Source organism: Devosia sp. 919, from assembly GCF_013185965.1.
In the GTDB taxonomy this organism is placed as follows: Bacteria; Pseudomonadota; Alphaproteobacteria; order Rhizobiales; family Devosiaceae; genus Devosia.
In genome coordinates this window covers 247,866-267,033 of sequence record NZ_JABAOL010000001.1, presented here as the reverse complement: position 1 = coordinate 267,033, position 19,168 = coordinate 247,866, and the positions used below count along the sequence as shown (strand labels likewise).

The following is a 19,168-nucleotide window of genomic DNA, read 5'->3' as shown; positions in this document are numbered from 1 at the left end:
TCAGCGGCGGCGCCGTTCGATGGCATCAAGGATCATCACCGCAATATCGGGACCGCCAAAGCGCTTGATCTCGCGAATGCCGGTGGGCGAGGTGACATTGATCTCGGTGAGGTAGTCGCCGATCACGTCGATACCGACAAAGATCATGTCGCGCTCCTTGAGCGCGGGGCCGATGGCAGCGCAGATCTCGCGCTCGCGGGCGGTGAGTTCGGACAGTTCCGGGCGGCCACCCACATGCATGTTGGAGCGCGATTCCCCTTCGGCGGGAATGCGGTTGAGGCCTGCGACGGGCTCGCCATCGATGAGGATGATGCGCTTGTCGCCTTTGCGGACATCGGGCAGATATTTCTGCACCATGAAGGGTTCGCGGAAGCTGAGCTCAAACAGCTCGATCAGGGAGGCGAGGTTATGGTCGCCCTCTTGAAGGAAGAAGACACCGGCGCCGCCATTGCCGTAAAGGGGCTTGAGGATGATGTTGCCATGCTCCTGGCGGAAGGCGCGGATCATCTCGCGATCGCGCGTCACTAGGGTGGGCGGCATCAGCTTGGGAAAATCGGTGACGAGGATCTTTTCGGGCGCATTGCGCACCGCAGCGGGCGGATTGACCACGAAGGTTTTCGGGTGCAGCCGCTCGAGAATATGGGTGATGGTGGTGTAGTTCATGTCGAAGGGCGGATCCTGGCGCATCAGGATCACATCCTGCTCGCCCAGATCGATGCGCGTGAACGCCCCCAGCTTAAAGTGCTCGCCCTTGGGCTTGTCGAAGACCTCGACCGGTGCGGCGAGGGCGGAAACGGTGGTGCCGCGCAGGCCGAGCGTGTCGGGTGTATAATATACCAGCGCATGGCCGCGCGCCTGAGCTTCGAGCATCATGGCAAAGGTGGAGTCGCCGGCGGGATTGATGCTGGCAATGGGGTCCATCTGGACGGCGATCTTGAGTGACATGCAGAGGTCCTAGGAAGCGTCGAAAGCGTTGATGTGATGGCGCGGCCAAGCCCAGGGCGCAAGGAAAATCACGTCAAAGCGCAGATTGGCTGCGGCATAGGCGGGGTGGCGCGAGAGCCAGTAGTGGGCGGCGCGGCTGATGCGGGCCTGGTTCACCTGGGTGAGCGCCTCGCCTTCCTGGGCTCTCGAAGCACGCGCCTTGACCTCAACAAAGACCGTGGTGCCCCAACGCTGGGCGATCAAGTCGATTTCGCCGAGCGGGGTTTTGTGGCGGCGGGCAAGAATGCGGTAGAGCTTGAGCTGGAGAAAGAGCGCGGCCAGGGCTTCAGCGCGTTCGCCCCCGCGGTTGGCGCGCTGGCGGGCGCGGCTGGGTTCAGTCGGTGGCTTTAAGGGCGAGGGCGGCATCATAGACCTCCTTGCGCTTGAGCCCAAAGCGGGCGGTGACAGCGTCAACCGCGGCGCGGAGGGGCTGGTCGGCCATTTCGGCAAGGAGCGCGGCCTGCCAATCGGCCGCGTCGGGGGCCGGAGCTTCGGCCGCGCCGGCGACAACGATAACGGCTTCGCCCTTGGTATCGCCTTCGGCGAAGCTCTCAGCGAGTTCGGCCAGAGTGCCGCGCTGCACGCGTTCGAAGCGCTTGGTGAGCTCGAGGGCGACGGCGGCCTGCCGATCAGGGCCGAGCGTTTGAGCCATAGCAGCCAAAGTATCGTCGAGGCGGCGCGGGGATTCGTAGAACACCAGAGTTTCACGTGAAACCGAAACGGCGGCGAGCGCGGTGGCACGGGCGCCCGCCTTGGCGGGCAAAAAGCCGTGAAAGGCAAAGGCGTCGGTCGGCAGGCCCGCCACCACCAGCGCTGACAGCAGCGCGGAGGCGCCCGGGACGGCGAAGACCGGCAGATCGGCGGCGGCCAGGGCCCGGATCAGGGGAAAGCCGGGATCGGAAAGCAAGGGCGTTCCAGCGTCGGAAATCAGCGCCAGGGCTTCGCCGGCAGCGATGCGCGCAACGATGTCGTCGGCCTTGGCGCGCTCATTGTGTTCGTGCAGCGCCACGCGGCGGGTCTTGATGCCGTAGTGATCGAGCAGTCGCGCCGACATGCGCGTGTCTTCGCAGAGCACGGCCGCCGCGGCGGCAAGGGTTTCAAGGGCGCGGATGGTGATGTCGCGCAGATTGCCGATGGGGGTGGCAACCACGTAAAGGCCGGGCGCCAAAGGCGGGGCCTCGAGCTTGGTGCCGGCGATGAAGAACTCTGAACTCATGGGCGCAAGGCTAACACGCGGGCGCGCGTCACCCAATCGCTAAGCGGCGAGATCGGCGACAACGGCGTCGAGCACCGGCCAGCCGCGATCGGTGACGCGGATATTGCCGTTGGGCAGGGTTTCCACAAAGCCATAGCCCTTGAGATCCTCGATCTGGCGCTGGCTGATGCGGCGCCCCGACAGCGCGGTGAAGCGCTGGGGCGAGATGCCTTCCTTGAGGCGCAGGCCCATGACGAGGAATTCGTCGCCCTGCTCTTCCCAGGTCAACACATCGTCGGTGACGAGGCCATGGCCCTGCGCCAGCACCTTTTCCTGCCACTTGAAGGGCAGCTTTTCGGCGGCGGTGGCGTGGCGCTGGTTGTTGATCAAGAGGCGCCCATGCGCGCCCGGACCGATGCCGGCATATTCGCCATAGCGCCAGTAGAGCATGTTGTGCTGGCTTTCCTGGCCGGGGCGGGCGTGGTTGGAAATCTCGTAGGCGGGCAGGCCGGCCGAAGCCGTCAGTTCCTGGGTCAGCTCGTAGAAATCGGCGGACAGATCCTCATCGGGCATGATGAGCTTGCCGGCGCGATGCAGGTCGAAATAGCGCGTGCCCTGCTCGATGGTGAGCTGGTAGAGCGAGATATGGCCGCGCGCGAGCCAGAGGCCCTCCTTGAGCTCGTCTTCCCAATCCTCAAGGGTCTGGCCCGGGCGGGCATAGATCAGATCAAAGCTCGAGCGATCAAAGATCGACTGGGCGATGCGCACGGCAGCGATGGCTTCATCAACGGTGTGGCGGCGGCCGAGGTCCGCCAGCGGCTTATCCCGCAGGGACTGCACGCCGAGCGAGACACGGTTGATGCCGGCGGAACGAAAACCCTTGAAGCGATCGACCTCGACGCTGGTGGGATTGGCTTCGAGCGTGATCTCGGCGCGTGGTTCGACCGTCCAATGGGCGGCGATGGTGTCGAGAATAGTGCCGACGGCCCACGGGCTCATCAGCGAGGGCGTGCCGCCGCCAAAAAAGATCGACTGCACGACCCGGCCGGGAGTGAGGCTGGCGGTATGGGCAATCTCGCGCTGGTAGGCGGCGACAAAGGCCTGCTCATCGAGCGGGCCGCGATGCACATGGGAATTGAAATCGCAGTAAGGGCACTTGGCCGCGCAAAAGGGCCAGTGCACATAAACGCCAAAGAGGTCGTTACGGCTCATGCGGCAGCCCCCTCATGTGGGTTGGTGGCGTGGCAGCGATTGGCGGGCACGCGATCAGGCCTGCTCAATTTGGCCCTCGACGAATTTGGCGAAGGCGCGGGCGCGGTGGGACAGACCCTCCTGACCCGGAGCCCAGCCATGTTTGACGCGCGAGGGCATTTCGCCAAAGGTGACGTCGAAGCCTTCGGGCATGAAGACGGGATCAAAGCCGAAGCCGACATCGCCGCGTGGCGGCCAGACCAGTGTGCCATCGATGCGGCCCTCGTAGAGAGCGTCGCGGCCATCGGGATGGGCTAGGCAAAGCGTGGCGCGGAAGGAGCCGTGACGCTGGGCTGGCGTTGTGGCATTAGCAGCCTGGAGGGCATCCTCGACGCGCTTCATGCCGTGATTGAAGTCGCGGTTGGGGCCGGCCCAATTGGCGGTGTAGACGCCGGGATCGCCGCCCAGCGCATCCACGCACATGCCGGAATCGTCGGACAGGGCCAGCATATTGGCGGCGCTCGCGGCGGCATGGGCCTTAATGCGGGCGTTTTCGGCAAAGGTGGTGCCGGTTTCATCGGGCTCGGGCAGATCAAGCTGCGCGGCCGAGATCAGCTCGAGCCCGAAGGGAGCAAACAATTCCCGGAATTCGGCCAGCTTGCCGGCATTGTGCGACGCCAGCACGAGGCGGTCACCAGCGCGAAGACGGGGAATGGCGCTCATTTGGGGGATCCTTGCCGGGCCTTGCTGCGCCCGGCCGAGGCGCGGGCGGATTGATCAAGGGCGCGCGCCACATCATGCCAGATGGGGCAATTGGTGCCGGGCGTGCTGCGGCCGCTCGCCTGGGGGGCAGTCGTGGCGGCGCCGCTTTTCTTGCGGAAAAACAGGTTCATGCTTGCAGTGCTGCTGTTTGAAGGCGGGTGAGTTCGGCGATGCCGGTTTCGGCCAGACCCATGAGCTGGTCGAGTTCGTCGCGGCTGAAGGGGGCCTGCTCGGCAGTGCCCTGGATTTCCACGAACTTGCCTGAGCCGGTCATGACGAAATTGGCATCGGTATGGGCTTCCACGTCCTCGAGATAATCGAGATCGAGCACGGGGGTGCCGCGATAGATGCCGCAGGACACGGCGGCCACGGAATCGCGCAAGGCCGGACCGCGCGTAAGCTTGCGCTCGTCCATCCAGCGGATGGCATCGGCAAGCGCGACATAAGCGCCGGTGATGGCGGCGGTGCGGGTACCGCCATCGGCTTCCAGCACGTCGCAATCGAGGGTGACCTGGTTTTCGCCGAGCATGGGCAAGTCGACTACGGCGCGCAGGGAGCGGCCGATCAGGCGCTGGATTTCCTGGGTGCGGCCCGATTGCTTGCCGGCGGTCGCTTCGCGGCGGGTGCGCGATCCGGTGGCGCGGGGCAGCATGCCGTATTCGGCAGTGACCCAGCCCTGGCCCTTGTTGCGCAGCCAGCCCGGCAGATTGGTTTCCACCGAAGCGGTCACCAGAACCTTGGTGTCGCCGAACGAGACAAGGCAGGATCCCTCGGCTTTCAGCGAAACATTGCGCTCGATGGAAATCGCGCGCATCTGGTTGGGTTCGCGTCCGGAAGGGCGCATAGGCAATCACCTTGGCAGTAAAGAACAGTTAACCGCCTCTTAACCCTCTCTGCAGGTCCTCACAAGCCGGGCTGGCTTGGCGAATGGCCGCAATGCCCCTAAATGAATGGGGAGGGTTAAAGCCGACAATTTGAACGAATATGATGGTCAAGCCACCCGAAGACTTTCTCGCCGTCCTCAATACGCGCAGCCAAGACATCTTCCGGCGCATCGTGGAACGCTATCTCGACACAGGCCAGCCGGTGGGTTCGCGTGATCTGAGCCGCATGCTGCAACTGGGGCTGTCGCCGGCTTCGGTGCGCAATGTGATGGCCGATCTCGAAGATCTCGGGCTGATTGCCGCACCCCATGTTTCGGCGGGGCGCGCGCCGACCCAGGAGGGCCTGCGCTTTTTCGTTGATGCGATGCTGGAAGTGGGTGCCGTCGACGAGCGCGAGCGCAATCGCATTGCCCAGCACATCGCCGAAACCGCGCAGGGCGGGCAGGTGGAAGACCTCCTCGCCGAGGCCAGCCAGCTGCTGTCGGGGCTAAGTCAGGGCGCGGGCGTCGTGATCGCGACCAAAGCGGATATGGTGCTCAAGCACATCGAATTTGTCCGGCTCGACCAAGCTCGCGCGATGGCGATCCTGGTGGGGGAGGACGGGCAGGTGGAAAACCGCATCCTGCCCCTGCCCCCGGGCCTGACCGCCAGTGCGCTGCAACAGGCCAGCAATTACCTTGCCCATCATGTGGTGGGGCGCACCATTGCGGAAGCGCGCAAGGCGCTGGGCGAGCAGCGCGCCGAGCAGCGGACGGAACTGGACGAGTTGACCCAAAAGCTCGTTGATTCCGGGATCGCGACACTGAGCCAGCCATCGCCGGCAGCGCAGCCAACGGTGATCGTGCGGGGCCGGGCCAATCTGTTGAATGACACCATGGCGTCCGAAGACATGGCGCGCATGCGACAGCTATTCGACGAACTCGAAAGCAAGGACGGGTTGCTGGAACTCTTGGGAGATGCGGAAAACGCTCAGGGCGTGCGCATCTTTATCGGCTCGGAAAACAAGTTGTTTTCCCTTTCGGGATCTTCGGTGATCCTGAGCCCCTACAAGGACGCCAATGACAAGGTGGTGGGCGTGCTTGGGGTTATCGGGCCGACGCGGCTCAATTATGCCCGTATCGTGCCGGTGGTGGACTATACGGCCAATGTCATCACCTCGATGATGGCGCGTAAGGGGCGCGGCTAGGGAGGGTTGAAAAAGCCGGTGCATTGACCGATATCGGAGCCAAATTCATTCCCAATGCGAAAGCTTGCCCTTATGAGCGACGAAAACACCTCGCCCAGCGAAGAATTCGAGATCGAAACGCCCGTACCGGAAAGCGAAGTGGATCCCGTGGAAGCCTTGCGCGCCGAGAATGCCGAGCTCAAGGACCGGGTGCTGCGCACGGCAGCGGAGATGGAAAACCTGCGCAAGCGCATGGAACGCGATATTGCCGATACGCGCTCCTATGCCATTTCGGGGTTTGCCCGCGACATGCTCTCGGCCACCGATGCACTGAGCCGGGCGCTGATGGTGCTGCCGCCCGAAGCGCGCGAATCGGGCGATGCCACGACCAAGTCCCTGATCGAGGGCATCGAGATGACCGAGCGCGAAATGCAGCGCCTCCTCGCCAAGCATGGCGTCAAGCCGATCGAAGCCGAAGGGCAGAAGTTCGATCCGCACAAGCACCAGGCGATGTTTGAAGTGCCCGATCCCAGCCATCCCGAAGGGACGGTGGTGCAGGTGGTGCAGACCGGCTTTGCCATCGGCGATCGCGTGCTGCGCCCGGCGATGGTTGGTGTGGCCAAGGGTGGCCCGCGCGCCGCAGAAGGCGCCGAAACGGTTGATAAATCAGCCTGATTGCTCAGGTACGGTTCTGAAAATCCCCGCTTTGGCGGGGATTTTTGTTTGTAGGGGATGGTGAGGGCACCCTACCCTAAAATATCCCTGCTCATCAGGCGGCCGATGCCCGCGTCCTGCATCTGGGTCCAGGCTTGTTGCAGTGAACCATTGCTGTCGATGGCGCGGCTGGCGTCTTCGATCACGCTGACATCAAGGCCCGCCTCGGCGGCATCGAGCGCGGTCCAGGCGACGCAGAAATCGGTGGCGAGACCCGCAACATAGATCTTGGCGAGGCGCCGTTCGGCGAGATAACCGCCCAGGCCGGTGCGGGTGCGGCGGTCGGCTTCCTGGAAGCCGGAATAGGAATCAACGCCGCGGTTATAGCCTTTGCGGATGGTCAGCTGCGCATGGGGAATATCGAGATCGGCCGAAATCTGCGCCCCATGGGTGTCCCAAACGCAATGGTCGGGCCACAGGACCTGGGTGCCATAGGGCAGCTCGATGGTTTGGAAGGGTTGGGTGCCGGGATGCTGGCTGGCAAAGGAGATGTGATCGGCGGGGTGCCAGTCCTGGGTCAGCACCACATGGGTAAAGCGGCGGGCCAGCTGGTTGATCAACGGCACGATTTCGTCACCGCCGGGCACGGCAAGGCTGCCGCCGGGCAGGAAATCATTTTGCACATCCACCACGATCAGAACGTCATGCGGGGTGATGTCGAAGGTCATGTCGCATCCTTGCTTGGGCGGTGGATCCAGCTGGCGCGGAGCAAGCCGCGCACGGAATTACCGAGATAAATGGCGTCGGCGTTTGCCAGGTCATCAAGGGTCAGGCGCGCCTCCCTGGCTGCGCCGGTTGCGAGCAGTTCAGCACGCAAGGTGCCGGGCAGCAAGCCGGCCTCGGCCGGCGGGGTGAGGAGCACGCCGCCCTCGCGCAGGAACAGGGAGGTAATGGAGCCTTCAGTCAGCTCGCCGCGCTCGTTGAGAAAGACGACTTCATCGACGCCAAGCACGGCCGCGGCGCGCTGGCGCGGCTCGTCGTAAAAAGCGCGGTTGGTGGTTTTATGCGCCAGCCAGAGCGAGCCGGAATCGAGCCGCTCCTCAGCAACCGCGAAGCGGAACTGCGCCGGGTTGGCCGGCAACGGGGTGGCGGACAGGCCGAGCCCCGCCACCTGGTCGAGAGTAAGGCGCACCCGCATGGCCGGCTCGCTCCAGCCGGCAGCGGTGTCGGTGAGGAGGCTTGTTGCGGCGTAGCGGTCGAACGGCATGTTGAAATATTGCGCGGAAGCGGCGATGCGATCGAGATGGCGCTCGAGCAGCCAAAAGCTCGTGGTGTTGGTCCAGCGCAGGGTTTCGATCAGGCAGATGGGTGGGCTCTTGTCCGCAAGAAAAGCCATTTTCAGCAGTGCTTCCTCATATTCGTCCTCGGCCACCGAGTCGGCGACGATGCCCCCGCCGATGCCGATTTCCCCCCGCCCTTCCCCGTCGATCACGGCGGTGCGGATGGCCACATTGAGCGTGAGGTCCCCATTGGGGGCGAAATAGCCGATCGAGCCGGTGTAAAGCCCGCGCGGTTCGGCCTCCACCGCGGCGATGATTTCCATGGCCCGCAGTTTTGGCGCCCCGGTGATGGAGCCGCAGGGAAAGAGCTGGGCGAGGAGCTGGGTGGTGGACACATCGGGCAGGCGCTGGGCGGTGATGCCCGAAGTCATGGTGTGGAGCGTGCGCAGGGTTTGCACGGAAAAGAGGTCGGTGACCTCAACCGAGCCCACGGCGCTGATGCGGGACAGATCGTTGCGCAGGAGATCAACAATCATCAGGTTTTCGGCGCGGTTCTTGGGATCGGCGGCCAGCGCGGCGCGGCCCGCTTCGTCCTGTACAATGGTGCCGGCGCGGCGGCGGGTGCCCTTCATCGGGCGAGCGGACAGCGTGCCGCCGGTGCTGGCGACAAAGAGTTCGGGCGAGCGCGACAAGATCCAGTGCTCGCCGGTGTTGATGAGCGCGCCATAGGCAACCTGCTGCTTGCGCGCGAGATCGCGATAAAGCGCGGCCGGGTGGCCTTCGAGGCGGAAGCGGGCCTTGAAGGTGAGATTGACCTGATAGGTGTCGCCGGCGCCGATCCATTGCTGCACTTGCCCCAAGCCCAGGGCGTAATCGGCAAAGGGCCGGCTAGGGACGAGGTCGAGGGCTTCTGCGCCCTGCCCGGCTATGGCGCTGTCGAGGCGTTGGTCTACTTCCCCGGCGGACAAGCGTTGGGGCGCGCTGTAGAGGCCAAGCCAAAGCAGGGGAAAAGGCGAGCGCTCGGGCAGGAGGGGCTCGAGGCGCTCTTCAAACAAAAATCCGAGCTCATAGCTCAGAAACCCCGCGGCCCAGAAGCCCTGCTGCTTGGCTCGTTCAAGTTCCGCCAGGGCCCTTCGGGCTTCCTCGCTGGTATGGGCCACAAGGATGGCGTGCGGGTCCGTGAACAGCAGATTGGTGCCGTCGGGCGCGAGATTGTCGTGGAGCAGCACTGAGCCGGGAGCGAACATGGCTTTGATTCTATTGTGGATGGGCCGCCGTGCAAAGCCACTTGGCGCGAGCGCGGCCGGGTGGCACAAGCAGCGCCGGGCCGGCACGATGACGGCCCCGGAGGGCCCCTCGTTCAGGCAAATCGCTTTTGTTCTGCTTGAACGCTTCCAGCCCCCCTCCTATATACCCCTCACGCTCAGCAATGAGCACACCCAATTCAAGGAAACCCGGCTCCGAAGGCCCTGGAAACCCGCTTTCAAGAGGGGTTTCGATCAAGGGTTTTGCTTAAAAAGAGGCACGTTATGGCTAAAGTAATCGGTATCGACCTGGGCACCACCAATAGCTGCGTCGCCGTGATGGACGGCAGCAATCCCAAGGTGATTGAAAACGCCGAAGGGGCGCGTACCACCCCCTCCATGGTGGCATTTTCCAAGGATGGCGAGCGTTTGGTTGGCCAGCCGGCCAAACGGCAGGCCGTGACCAATCCCGAAGGCACGCTGTTTGCCGTCAAGCGCCTGATTGGACGCCGCTTCGATGACGCGGTTGTGGCCAAGGACAAGAACCTGGTGCCCTTCAAGATCGTCAAGGCGGACAATGGCGACGCCTGGGTGGAAGCCTCGGGCGAGAAATATTCGCCCTCGCAGGTCTCGGCCATGATCCTGCAGAAGATGAAGGAAACCGCCGAGTCCTACCTCGGTGAAACCGTCACCCAGGCGGTGATCACGGTTCCCGCTTACTTCAACGATTCGCAGCGCCAGGCGACCAAGGACGCCGGCAAGATTGCCGGCCTTGAAGTGCTGCGCATCATCAACGAGCCGACTGCTGCAGCGCTGGCCTATGGCCTCGACAAGAAGAACAGCGGCACCATCGCCGTGTACGACCTTGGCGGCGGCACCTTCGACGTCTCGATCCTCGAGATCGGCGATGGCGTGTTTGAGGTGAAGTCCACCAATGGCGACACGTTCCTGGGCGGCGAAGACTTCGACAACCGCTTGATGGATTATCTGGCCGACGAGTTCAAGAAAGAGCAGGGCATCGACCTGCGCAATGACAAGCTCGCCCTGCAGCGCCTCAAGGAAGCTGCCGAAAAGGCCAAGATTGAACTTTCGAGCGCAACCCAGACCGAAATCAACCTGCCCTTTATCACGGCAGACGCTTCGGGCCCCAAGCACCTGACGCTCAAGCTGACGCGCTCCAAGCTCGAAACCCTCGTGGAAGACCTGATCCAGCGGACCATCGATCCCTGCAAGCAGGCGATGAAGGATGCCGGGGTTTCGGCAGCCCAGATCGACGAAGTGGTGCTGGTGGGCGGCATGAGCCGCATGCCCAAGGTCCAGGAAGTGGTCAAGCAGCTGTTCGGCAAGGAGCCCCACAAGGGCGTGAACCCGGACGAAGTGGTGGCGCTTGGCGCAGCAATCCAGGCCGGCGTGCTGCAGGGCGACGTCAAGGACGTGCTGCTGCTCGACGTGACCCCGCTGTCGCTGGGCATTGAAACCCTGGGTGGCGTGTTCACCCGCCTGATCGACCGCAACACCACCATCCCGACCAAGAAGAGCCAGGTGTTCTCGACGGCCGAAGACAGCCAGAGCGCCGTGACCATCCGGGTGTTCCAGGGTGAGCGCGAAATGGCGGCCAACAACAAGCTGCTGGGCAATTTCGACCTGACCGGCATTCCCCCCGCACCGCGTGGCGTGCCGCAGATCGAAGTGACCTTCGACATCGACGCCAACGGCATCGTGCAGGTTTCGGCCAAGGACAAGGGCACCGGCAAGGAGCAGCAGATCCGCATCCAGGCTTCGGGTGGTCTCAGCGACGCCGATATCGAAGCCATGGTCAAGGAAGCCGAGCAGAACGCCGAAGCCGACCGGCAGAAGCGCGAAGCGGTGGAAGCCAAGAACCAGGGCGAAAGCCTGATCCACTCGACCGAAAAGTCGCTCAAGGAATATGGCGACAAGGTTTCGGCCGAAGACAAGACCGCGATTGAAACCGCTCTTGCCGATCTGCGCTCGGTGATCGAAGGCGACAATGCCGAAGCGATCAAGGAAAAGACCGCGGCTCTGGCGGAAGCGTCGATGAAGCTGGGCGAGGCCATGTACAAGGCATCGCAGGCAGAAGCCGAGGCCAAGGCCTCCGGCACCGACGATGGCGATGACGACGTGGTCGATGCGGACTTCGAGGAAGTGCGCGACGACGACAACCAGAAGTCGGCATAAGCCTTCAGAATGGTCTAGAGGGGTCCGGCTTGGCCGGGCCCTTTTTGTTTTTGGGCCTAAGCAACAGGGTTTCACGTGAATCCAAGAGTTGCTGGCGCGCCCTACCCTTGATAATCACCCTTGCACCTGCGGCGCAGCGTCGCCATCTGTGAGGCAGTTCCAACCAATCCCATCGGTGCCGGGCTGGCGCGCTTCCCGCGCGACGCCCGTACCGCAGCCCGGCGTCTGGAGACAATTTTCTTGGCCAAACGAGATTTCTACGAAGTGCTTGGCGTTGCCAAGGGAGCCGACGATGCGGCACTCAAGAGTGCTTATCGCAAGCTGGCCATGCAGCATCATCCCGACCGCAACCCCGGCAACAGCGAAGCGGAAGCCAAGTTCAAGGAAATCAGCGAGGCCTATGACACGCTCAAGGACGGCCAGAAGCGCGCCGCCTATGACCGGTTCGGCCATGCCGCGTTTGAAAATGGCGGTGGGCGTGGAGGCGCGGGCTTTGGCCCCGAATTCAACTCCTCGATGTCGGATATCTTCGAAGACATCTTTGGCGATTTCATGGGCGGCCGACGCGGCGGTGGCGGGGCCTCGGCCAAGCTGCGCGGCTCGGATTTGCGCTATAATCTCGAAATCTCGCTCGAGGAATCCTATACCGGCCGCACGGTCGAGATCGATGTGCCAACCCTGGTTGGCTGCACCACCTGCGATGGCTCGGGCGCCAAGCCGGGCACCGGCACCCACACCTGCCGGCAGTGCAATGGCCATGGCAAGGTGCGCGCTGCCCAGGGCTTTTTCACCATCGAGCGGACCTGCCCGGTGTGCCAGGGCCGCGGCCAGATGATGGACCAGCCCTGCACCGATTGCGGTGGCCAGGGCCGGCGCGAGGAGAATCGCAAGCTTTCGGTCGATATTCCCAAGGGGATCGAGGATGGCACGCGCATCCGGCTGGCCAATGAAGGGGAAGCGGGGCTGCGCGGTGGCCCGCCGGGCGATCTTTACATCTTCATCTCGATCAAGCCGCACGACCTGTTCCAGCGCGACGGGGCCGATCTTTATGCGCGTGTCCCTATCGCCATGACGACGGCGGCGCTGGGCGGCGAGTTCGAAGTGCCAACGCTTGATAATGCGCGCGCCAAGGTCAAGGTGCCGGCCGGCACCCAGCCGGGGCAGCGCGTGCGCCTCAAGGGCAAGGGCATGCCGGTGCTCCGCTCCAAGGACCAGGGCGATCTTTATGTGCAGCTCGATATCGAGACGCCGCAGAACCTCAGCCGCAAGCAGCGCGAACTGCTGGAAGAATTCCAGCGCCTGACCACGAACGAAACCAGCCCCACTTCGGACGGGTTTTTCGCCAAGCTCAAAAAGATGTTCGACGCCTAAGGGCGCTGCCGCCTGTCAAGAACCGGCGGTTCCCGCTGGCGGCAGGGCGAGCACGGCTTCGTCGAGTTCACGCGACAAGGCTGTGAGCGCCGCCCTGCCCGCTTCCTCGGCGTCGGCGATGGCGGTGCCGAAGGGCACTTCAAGCCCAAGGCGCTTGTTGGGATCATCGGCCCACACGAATGACAGATAGCTCTTGCCGGCCGCCAGGTCGTGCGAGAGATGGGTCACGTTCAACTTCGAAGCCATGAATTGTCTCCCTCAGTGCGAGTTGAGACGATCCCATCGGCAGCTATGCGTCAACATGGCTTGTGCACATCCCGCAGCTGAGCAACATTGATCCTCCAACGCGGAGGAACACTGCCGGCATGGCCACTGCATTGACGCTTTCAGGCTCGATCCGGCGCGGCTCGCTCAACCGCGTGCTGCAGCACCATATCGGGCGCAAGCTCACGCAAGCCGGGGTTGCGGTCACCCAGCTTGAACTGGGCGACTTTCCCATGCCCCTGTTCAACGAGGATCTGGAACCGGACCAGGTACCGGAAGCAGCGCCTGTTCTCGCGCAGCTGTTTGCCAGCCACGACATCATCTTCTGGGCCAGTCCGGAATATAATGGCGGGATGACACCCCTGACGGTCAACACCATTGCCTGGCTCAGCCGGCAAAAGCCCAATCCGTTCCGGCACGCCGTTTTTGGCATTGGCGGGGTGAGTTCGGGCAAATATGGCGCGGTGATGGGCCAGTCCCATCTGCGCGATAGCCTGAGCAAGCTCGGGGCCCTGGTGGTGCCGACGCTGCTCGGCATTGGCCCGGGCGCCGCCGCCTTTGATGCGGACGGCAATCCCACCGAAAAATCCGTGGTCGGCAAGATCGAGCAGCTGGTGCACGATCTCACCCATTTCAGCAGAGGCTAGCAAGCGATGCGGGCACTTTACCTTTCCCACCCGCAGATCAGCATGGATGCCAATGTGCCGGTGCCGCTGTGGCCGCTGTCGGCCGAAGGGCGCGAGCGGGCTGAGCGCTTTGCGGCGCGGGGCGTCGTGCCGCCCGGCGCGATGATCTTTTCGAGCCGCGAGCGCAAGGCACTCGATCTCGCCGAAGTTCTCGCGGCGAGCACCGGGACAGTGGTGTTGAGCGATCACCTGATGGGGGAAAATGATCGCAGCAGCACCGGCTTTCTGCCCCCGGCGCTGTTTGAGCTGGCAGCCGACCAGTTCTTTGCCGAACCCCATAGCAGTTACCAGGGATGGGAACGGGCGATCGACGCGCAGGCCCGTATCGTTGAAACGGTGCGCACGGCGCTGGCCAGTGTCCCCCCGGGCACCCCGGCAGTGTTTTGCGGGCATGGCGGGGTGGGCACGCTGCTCAAATGCTTTGTCGCAGGAGTGCCGATCGATCGCAAGGAGGACCAGGGACGCCGCGGCGGTCGGGGCGGTGGCAATGGGTTCGTGTTCGATCTTGCCGAGGGACAAGTGCTGCTGGACTGGACCCCGCTCGAGGAATTGCCGGCCGACTGGTTCACCGCGCCGGCGATTGCGGAGGCACGGGTTTTGACCTAAGCCTCCCGGCAGTTTTTACCCCGGGAGAGTACAGCGGTGAGCGGAGAATTGATTGTTGGTCTGGACCTGTCGTCCCGCGCCAAGGCCGAAGACATGGTGGCGCGGCTGGGTGACAGCGTCGGCTTCTACAAGATCGGCTACCAGCTGTTTTATGGCGGCGACGGCTTTGCCTTTGGCAAGGAACTGATTGCCGCGGGCAAGAAGGTGTTTTTCGACCTCAAGCTCCTCGACATCGACAACACGGTTGAAAAAGGCGTCGCTGCTTTCGCGCAGACGGGCGCGACCATGCTGACCGTGCATGCCTATCCCAAGACCATGCGCGCCGCCGCCAAGGCCGCCGCCGGATCGGGGCTGTGCGTATTGGGCGTGACCGTTTTGACCTCGATAGACGATGCCGATCTGCGCGAAGCGGGTTATGAGCGCGATGCGGCGGGCCTCGTCGCGCTGCGGGCCGAACAGGCGCGGGCAGCCGGGATCGGTGGCGTTGTGGCTTCGGCCCATGAAGCGGGGATGGTGCGCAATCTCGTGGGTCCTGACCTCGCGGTAGTGACGCCCGGCATTCGCCCGTCCGGTTCGCCGGCGGGGGACCAGAAGCGGGTCATGGGTCCGCGCGAGGCGCTCGACGCCGGCGCGACCCATCTCGTCGTGGCGCGCCCGATTATCGAAGCGCCCGATCCCGCAGCGGCAGCCCGGGCGATCCTCGCCGAAATGGCCGGCGGCACCCGGCTTGCCTAAACCCTTCCTGCCTACGCTAAATGCCCTCGTGGAGCGCTACCTTGCCGAAGTGGCGGAGCGGGGAGAATACCTCTCCCTGTTACGCTGGCAGATCGCAGAGGGGCATCAGCTCGATGAGCGGAGCACCTTGCCGGGGCATGTCACGACCAGTGCCTTTGTGCTTTCGCCCGATCTCCGGCAGGCCTTGTTGATCGACCATGTCACCATCGGCCGATGGCTGCAGCCGGGCGGGCACTACGAACCGGCACCGCGCTTTGCCCAATCGGCGGCACGGGAAGCCTTCGAGGAAACGGGGGTCGCAGATCTGCGGCTCCATCCCTGGCACGGGGATGGCGATCTGCCCTTCACCATCGACAGCCATGACGTGCCGGGCAAACCCGCCCGCAACGAGCCGGCGCATGTGCACCACGATCTGCAATATCTGTTCGTAGCCGACCCGGGCTTGCCGCTCACGCCCCAGCTCGAGGAAGTGCATGGGGCGCAGTGGCGGTCAGTCGAGGCGCTGGCCGATTTCGCCCCGCGCGCGCTGCGGCGGCTGGAGGCGCTCCGGGCCTAGCCAGCGAGACCGTGCTCGCGGGTCAGGTCGCCAAGATCGAGCTGCGGGCGCGCGCCGATATGGGTGATCACCTCGGAAGCGGCCAGGCAGCCGGTCTTGAGCGCGGTTTCAAAGGTTTGGCCGCGCGCAATGGCCAAGAGGAAGCCCGAGGCGAAGAGATCGCCGGCGCCGGTTGCATCGACGACATGGGGCACCGGGAAGGCTGGTACCGACACTACTTCGCCATTGCAGATCGCCATGGCGCCATCGGCACCCATGGTAATGGCGGCGAGTTCGGCATCCTTGGCGATCTCGCGCACGGCGACGCCGAGGTCATCCGTCTGATAGAGCGATTTCAGCTCGTTGATATTGGCAAAGACATAGTCGATGGTCTTGGAGCGGATGAGATCAAGGAACTCGGCGCGATACCGATCGACGCAGAACGGGTCCGAGAGGGTAAAGGCGGCGGCGCGTTCATTCTTGTGGGCGTAATGGGCGGCGAGAACGAAGGCCTTCTTGGCCTCCACCGGGTCCCACAAAAAGCCTTCCATATAGGTGATGGCAGCGCTGCCGATCTCGTCGGGGCGGATGTCGCGCTCGGTCAGCTCGTGGCAGGCGCCAAGATAGGTGTTCATGGTGCGCTCGCCATCTTCGGACAGGAAGATCATGGAGCGGGCGGTGAGCGCGCCGTTTTCGAGGCGGCTGGTGTTGTAGTAGACGCCCAGCGCATCGAGATCGGTGGCAAAGACGTCGCCTAGGGGATCATCGGCGACCTTGCCGATAAAGGCGGCGCGGCCACCAAGGGAGGCGACGCCGGCGGCGGTATTGGCGGCGCTGCCGCCCGAGATCTGCTGCTTGCCCAGGGGCATCTTGTCGTAAAGATCGGCGGCGCGATCGGTGTCGATGAGGTGCATGATGCCCTTGCTCATGCCTTCGCGCTCGATGAAGCCCGGCTCGACGGGGGCGATGATATCGACAATGGCATTGCCGATGGTGAGGACGTCAAACCGTGTTTCGGACATGCAGGGGCTCCGGGACCAGACTTTGGCGGTGTAGAGGATCGCGCAGGGCTGTGCAATTGGCCAGCCGAACTAGGCGGGTTGCCAGCTTAGGAGCGGCCGATGATCTGGGCGATCAGGTCTCGGGTGTCTTCGCCCGCTTCAATGGCGATCTGGCCATCGAGCAGCAGCACGGCAAGGCCATGAACGCGCGCCCACGCGGTGAGCGAGGCAATGCGGGCTTCCCGCCCTTCCCCGCCGGCAACGCGGCGCAGGGTGGCAAAGGCGGCATCGGCGGCCATGCGCAGGCCGGGACGATTGGCGCGGCGCAGCTGCGGGGAAAACATCAGGCGAAAGAGATTGCCGTTATCAAGCGCGAACAAGACATAGGCGCGGCCCATGGCGGCGAGCGGATCGGGCGGGTTCGTGGCGCCGACCTCGTCCATCATCTGGGTGAAGCGGCGAAAGCCGGTTACCGCCAGCGCCTCCAGAAGGGCAATGCGGCCGTCGAAATGGCGATAAGGCGCGGCTGGTGACACGCCCACGGCACGGGCGAGTTCGCGCAGGCCGAGGCCCGCCTCCCCTTCCCGCTCCAGAATGATGAGAGCGGCGTCGAGCAAGGCGTTGCGCAGATCGCCATGGTGATACGGCGGGTGGTTCGAAGTTGACATTGTTCACATGCCTAAACTAGCATGTGAACAGCGTCAACAATGGAGCGGAAGATGGATGCAGATCTTGCCTTGGCGATCGGTCACCATCTAGCGGTGTTCACCTTGGTTGGCGCGATCGCAGCCGAATTCGTGCTGCTGCGTCCCGGTCTCAACGGCGTGCAGCTGCAGCGCTTGGCGCGGCTCGACGCTGTTTATGGCGGCGCCGCAATGCTGGTGGTGCTGGTGGGAGTGATGCGGCTGTACTGGGGTGCCGCGGGTCCGGACTATTATTTCAGCAATCACGCCTTCTGGGGAAAGATGGCCGCCTTTGTGGCGGTGGGCCTGCTGTCAATTGCGCCCACAATTGCCTTTGGCCGGTGGCGCAAAGCGCTTCGCGCCGATCCCGGCTTTCGCCCAAGCGAAGGTGAAATCCGCCGGCAGCGTCGGTTCCTCCATGCCGAACTGGGCTTTCTCATCCTCGTGCCGATCTTTGCTGCGATGATGGCGCGGGGTTACGGCAGCTAGCTCGAGAGCGCTTGGGGGCCGCCGCCGGGTGCGGGCGTCTTGGGCTCGAACAGGCACCATTGCCGGATGGGGCAGCGCCAGCATTCGGGCTTGCGCGCCTTGCAGATATAACGGCCGTGCAGGATCAGCCAGTGATGGGCATGGAGCGCATACTCAGGTGGAATAACCTGCATGAGCCGGGTTTCCACCGCCAGCACCGTGGCGCCTGGAGCGATGCCGGTGCGGTTGCTGACCCGGAACACATGGGTGTCGACGGCCATAGTGGGCTGGCCAAAAAAGATATTGAGCACGACATTGGCGGTTTTGCGCCCGACGCCGGGCAGGGATTCCAGCGCCTCCCGATCGGCCGGGACCTCGCCGCCATGCTCGGCCAGGAGCTTTTGGCTGAGGGCATAGACATTCTTGGCCTTGGTGCGGAACAGGCCAATGGTGCGAATCATTTCCTCGATGCGCTCGGGGCCAAGCGCCACCATGGCGGCGGGGGTGGGCGCGAGTTGAAAGAGCGCGCGGGTCGCCTTGTTGACGCCGGCATCGGTCGCCTGCGCCGAAAGCACCACGGCCACCAACAAAGTGAAGGCGTTGACATATTCGAGTTCGCCCTTCGGTTCAGGGTCTATGCTGTGGAAGCGCTCGAAGATCGCCGCGATAGCCGCGGGAGGCAGTGACTTCACTTTTTTTAATGGCGGCATTTTCTCACTCCCCGCTTTGGGGTTATATGGCTTGAGAGCTTTACCATGTCGATGCAAGCTACAACCACAGTGCCGCTCTTTGCAGCTAGGCTGACGCCACACCGCTCCCTGTCGCGACGCGGTGGCTGGTTCGTTGTTGCCTTGGCAGGCGTCCTCGCGCTGATCCCCGGTATCATCTTTTTTGCCATGGGCGCCTGGCCGGTGATCGGGTTCATGGGCCTCGATGTGATTGCCATTGCCTGGGCCATGCATGCCTCGATCAAGGGCGGCAAGCAGGCCGAACAGGTGCGGCTGTGGAAGGATCGGCTCGAGCTGACCAGCATCGGGGCCAAGGGCGAAACCAGCACGCAGCTGTTTGACCCGCGCCAAGTGCGGCTGGTGATCGAGCGCGATATCAACGAGCGCACGACGGGGCTGTTGCTGCGCTCGGGCGGGCTCGATACGCCAGTGGGGGCGTTCTTGCATCCCGATGACCTCTCGAGCTTCAGCAAGGCCTTCGGTTCGGCCCTGCGCAAGGCGCGCGCCTAGACGTTGTTTTCGGGTCGCTTGCGGGG

The 19,168-nt window shown here is 63.8% G+C and carries 23 protein-coding genes; 10 read left to right on the top strand and 13 right to left on the bottom strand.

Annotated elements, in window-relative coordinates:
* From gshB to rph, 7 genes are read right to left on the bottom strand one after another with little or no spacing between them, the layout of a single operon-like run.
* Complete coding sequence (gshB, locus tag HRQ64_RS01345; protein ID WP_172121726.1) at positions 1-945, bottom strand: glutathione synthase; 945 nt, start codon at positions 943-945, stop codon at positions 1-3.
* A gap of 9 nt (positions 946-954) precedes the next feature.
* The gene (locus HRQ64_RS01340) at positions 955-1,350 is read right to left on the bottom strand and encodes a YraN family protein (RefSeq protein ID WP_172124723.1); all 396 of its coding nucleotides are present in this window, start codon (positions 1,348-1,350) and stop codon (positions 955-957) included.
* Entirely contained in the window at positions 1,319-2,200 is an 882-nt protein-coding gene (rsmI, locus tag HRQ64_RS01335; protein ID WP_172121725.1) for a 16S rRNA (cytidine(1402)-2'-O)-methyltransferase, read from the bottom strand. Before rsmI ends, HRQ64_RS01340 begins: the two co-directional genes overlap by 32 nt.
* Before the next feature lie 39 nt (positions 2,201-2,239).
* Positions 2,240-3,391, bottom strand: a complete 1,152-nt coding sequence (hemW, locus tag HRQ64_RS01330; protein WP_172121724.1) for a radical SAM family heme chaperone HemW — start codon at positions 3,389-3,391, stop codon at positions 2,240-2,242.
* Positions 3,392-3,445: 54 nt separating this feature from the next.
* Entirely contained in the window at positions 3,446-4,093 is a 648-nt protein-coding gene (locus HRQ64_RS01325) for a non-canonical purine NTP pyrophosphatase (protein ID WP_172121723.1), read from the bottom strand.
* A complete protein-coding gene (locus tag HRQ64_RS01320) occupies positions 4,090-4,263 on the bottom strand; it encodes a hypothetical protein (RefSeq protein WP_172121722.1) in 174 nt (57 codons plus the stop codon). The genes HRQ64_RS01325 and HRQ64_RS01320 overlap by 4 nt, the downstream gene beginning before the upstream one ends.
* Positions 4,260-4,976: a ribonuclease PH gene (gene rph / locus HRQ64_RS01315; protein ID WP_127754998.1), complete on the bottom strand. Its 717-nt coding sequence runs from the start codon at positions 4,974-4,976 to the stop codon at positions 4,260-4,262. The genes HRQ64_RS01320 and rph overlap by 4 nt, the downstream gene beginning before the upstream one ends.
* A gap of 140 nt (positions 4,977-5,116) precedes the next feature.
* On the opposite strand from rph, the gene hrcA reads away from it, so the two are divergent.
* Together hrcA and grpE are read left to right on the top strand one after the other, a co-directional pair.
* Positions 5,117-6,202, top strand: a complete 1,086-nt coding sequence (gene hrcA, locus HRQ64_RS01310) for a heat-inducible transcriptional repressor HrcA (protein ID WP_172121721.1) — start codon at positions 5,117-5,119, stop codon at positions 6,200-6,202.
* Positions 6,203-6,274: 72 nt separating this feature from the next.
* The gene (gene grpE, locus HRQ64_RS01305; protein ID WP_127754996.1) at positions 6,275-6,856 is read left to right on the top strand and encodes a nucleotide exchange factor GrpE; all 582 of its coding nucleotides are present in this window, start codon (positions 6,275-6,277) and stop codon (positions 6,854-6,856) included.
* A gap of 71 nt (positions 6,857-6,927) precedes the next feature.
* On the opposite strand, the gene pncA is transcribed toward grpE, so the two are convergent.
* On the bottom strand, positions 6,928-7,563 hold the full coding sequence (gene pncA / locus HRQ64_RS01300; protein ID WP_172121720.1) for a bifunctional nicotinamidase/pyrazinamidase: 636 nt from the start codon (positions 7,561-7,563) through the stop codon (positions 6,928-6,930).
* Positions 7,560-9,362 carry an aminodeoxychorismate synthase component I gene (gene pabB, locus HRQ64_RS01295; protein ID WP_172121719.1) on the bottom strand — a complete coding sequence of 601 codons (1,803 nt, stop codon included), beginning with the start codon at positions 9,360-9,362 and terminating at the stop codon, positions 7,560-7,562. The genes pncA and pabB overlap by 4 nt, the downstream gene beginning before the upstream one ends.
* A gap of 282 nt (positions 9,363-9,644) precedes the next feature.
* Here pabB and dnaK point away from each other — a divergent pair, with 282 nt between their 5' ends.
* The gene (gene dnaK / locus HRQ64_RS01290) at positions 9,645-11,555 is read left to right on the top strand and encodes a molecular chaperone DnaK (protein ID WP_127754993.1); all 1,911 of its coding nucleotides are present in this window, start codon (positions 9,645-9,647) and stop codon (positions 11,553-11,555) included.
* A gap of 240 nt (positions 11,556-11,795) precedes the next feature.
* Positions 11,796-12,926, top strand: a complete 1,131-nt coding sequence (gene dnaJ / locus HRQ64_RS01285) for a molecular chaperone DnaJ (RefSeq protein ID WP_172121718.1) — start codon at positions 11,796-11,798, stop codon at positions 12,924-12,926.
* Between the two features lie 15 nt (positions 12,927-12,941).
* On the opposite strand, the gene HRQ64_RS01280 is transcribed toward dnaJ, so the two are convergent.
* Complete coding sequence (locus tag HRQ64_RS01280; RefSeq protein ID WP_172121717.1) at positions 12,942-13,172, bottom strand: hypothetical protein; 231 nt, start codon at positions 13,170-13,172, stop codon at positions 12,942-12,944.
* Between the two features lie 119 nt (positions 13,173-13,291).
* Between HRQ64_RS01280 and HRQ64_RS01275 the strand changes: the two genes are divergently transcribed.
* From HRQ64_RS01275 to HRQ64_RS01260, 4 genes are read left to right on the top strand one after another with little or no spacing between them, the layout of a single operon-like run.
* Entirely contained in the window at positions 13,292-13,837 is a 546-nt protein-coding gene (locus HRQ64_RS01275; protein ID WP_172121716.1) for an NADPH-dependent FMN reductase, read from the top strand.
* Between the two features lie 6 nt (positions 13,838-13,843).
* On the top strand, positions 13,844-14,482 hold the full coding sequence (locus tag HRQ64_RS01270) for a histidine phosphatase family protein (protein ID WP_172121715.1): 639 nt from the start codon (positions 13,844-13,846) through the stop codon (positions 14,480-14,482).
* 36 nt (positions 14,483-14,518) lie between these two features.
* Positions 14,519-15,217, top strand: a complete 699-nt coding sequence (pyrF, locus tag HRQ64_RS01265) for an orotidine-5'-phosphate decarboxylase (RefSeq protein ID WP_172121714.1) — start codon at positions 14,519-14,521, stop codon at positions 15,215-15,217.
* Entirely contained in the window at positions 15,210-15,773 is a 564-nt protein-coding gene (locus tag HRQ64_RS01260; RefSeq protein WP_172121713.1) for an NUDIX domain-containing protein, read from the top strand. The genes pyrF and HRQ64_RS01260 overlap by 8 nt, the downstream gene beginning before the upstream one ends.
* Here the strand turns inward: HRQ64_RS01260 and HRQ64_RS01255 are convergent.
* On the bottom strand, positions 15,770-16,774 hold the full coding sequence (locus HRQ64_RS01255; protein WP_172121712.1) for an adenosine kinase: 1,005 nt from the start codon (positions 16,772-16,774) through the stop codon (positions 15,770-15,772). The two genes, HRQ64_RS01260 and HRQ64_RS01255, sit on opposite strands and share 4 nt — an antisense overlap.
* Before the next feature lie 86 nt (positions 16,775-16,860).
* On the bottom strand, positions 16,861-17,421 hold the full coding sequence (locus tag HRQ64_RS01250) for a TetR/AcrR family transcriptional regulator (protein ID WP_127754985.1): 561 nt from the start codon (positions 17,419-17,421) through the stop codon (positions 16,861-16,863).
* Positions 17,422-17,472: 51 nt separating this feature from the next.
* Between HRQ64_RS01250 and HRQ64_RS01245 the strand changes: the two genes are divergently transcribed.
* Positions 17,473-17,925 carry a DUF2214 family protein gene (locus HRQ64_RS01245; protein WP_172121711.1) on the top strand — a complete coding sequence of 151 codons (453 nt, stop codon included), beginning with the start codon at positions 17,473-17,475 and terminating at the stop codon, positions 17,923-17,925.
* On the opposite strand, the gene nth is transcribed toward HRQ64_RS01245, so the two are convergent.
* A complete protein-coding gene (gene nth, locus HRQ64_RS01240; RefSeq protein ID WP_210258483.1) occupies positions 17,922-18,614 on the bottom strand; it encodes an endonuclease III in 693 nt (230 codons plus the stop codon). The genes HRQ64_RS01245 and nth overlap by 4 nt on opposite strands.
* A gap of 45 nt (positions 18,615-18,659) precedes the next feature.
* Between nth and HRQ64_RS01235 the strand changes: the two genes are divergently transcribed.
* Complete coding sequence (locus HRQ64_RS01235) at positions 18,660-19,142, top strand: DUF2244 domain-containing protein (RefSeq protein WP_173088400.1); 483 nt, start codon at positions 18,660-18,662, stop codon at positions 19,140-19,142.
* Positions 19,143-19,168: the final 26 nt, after the last annotated feature.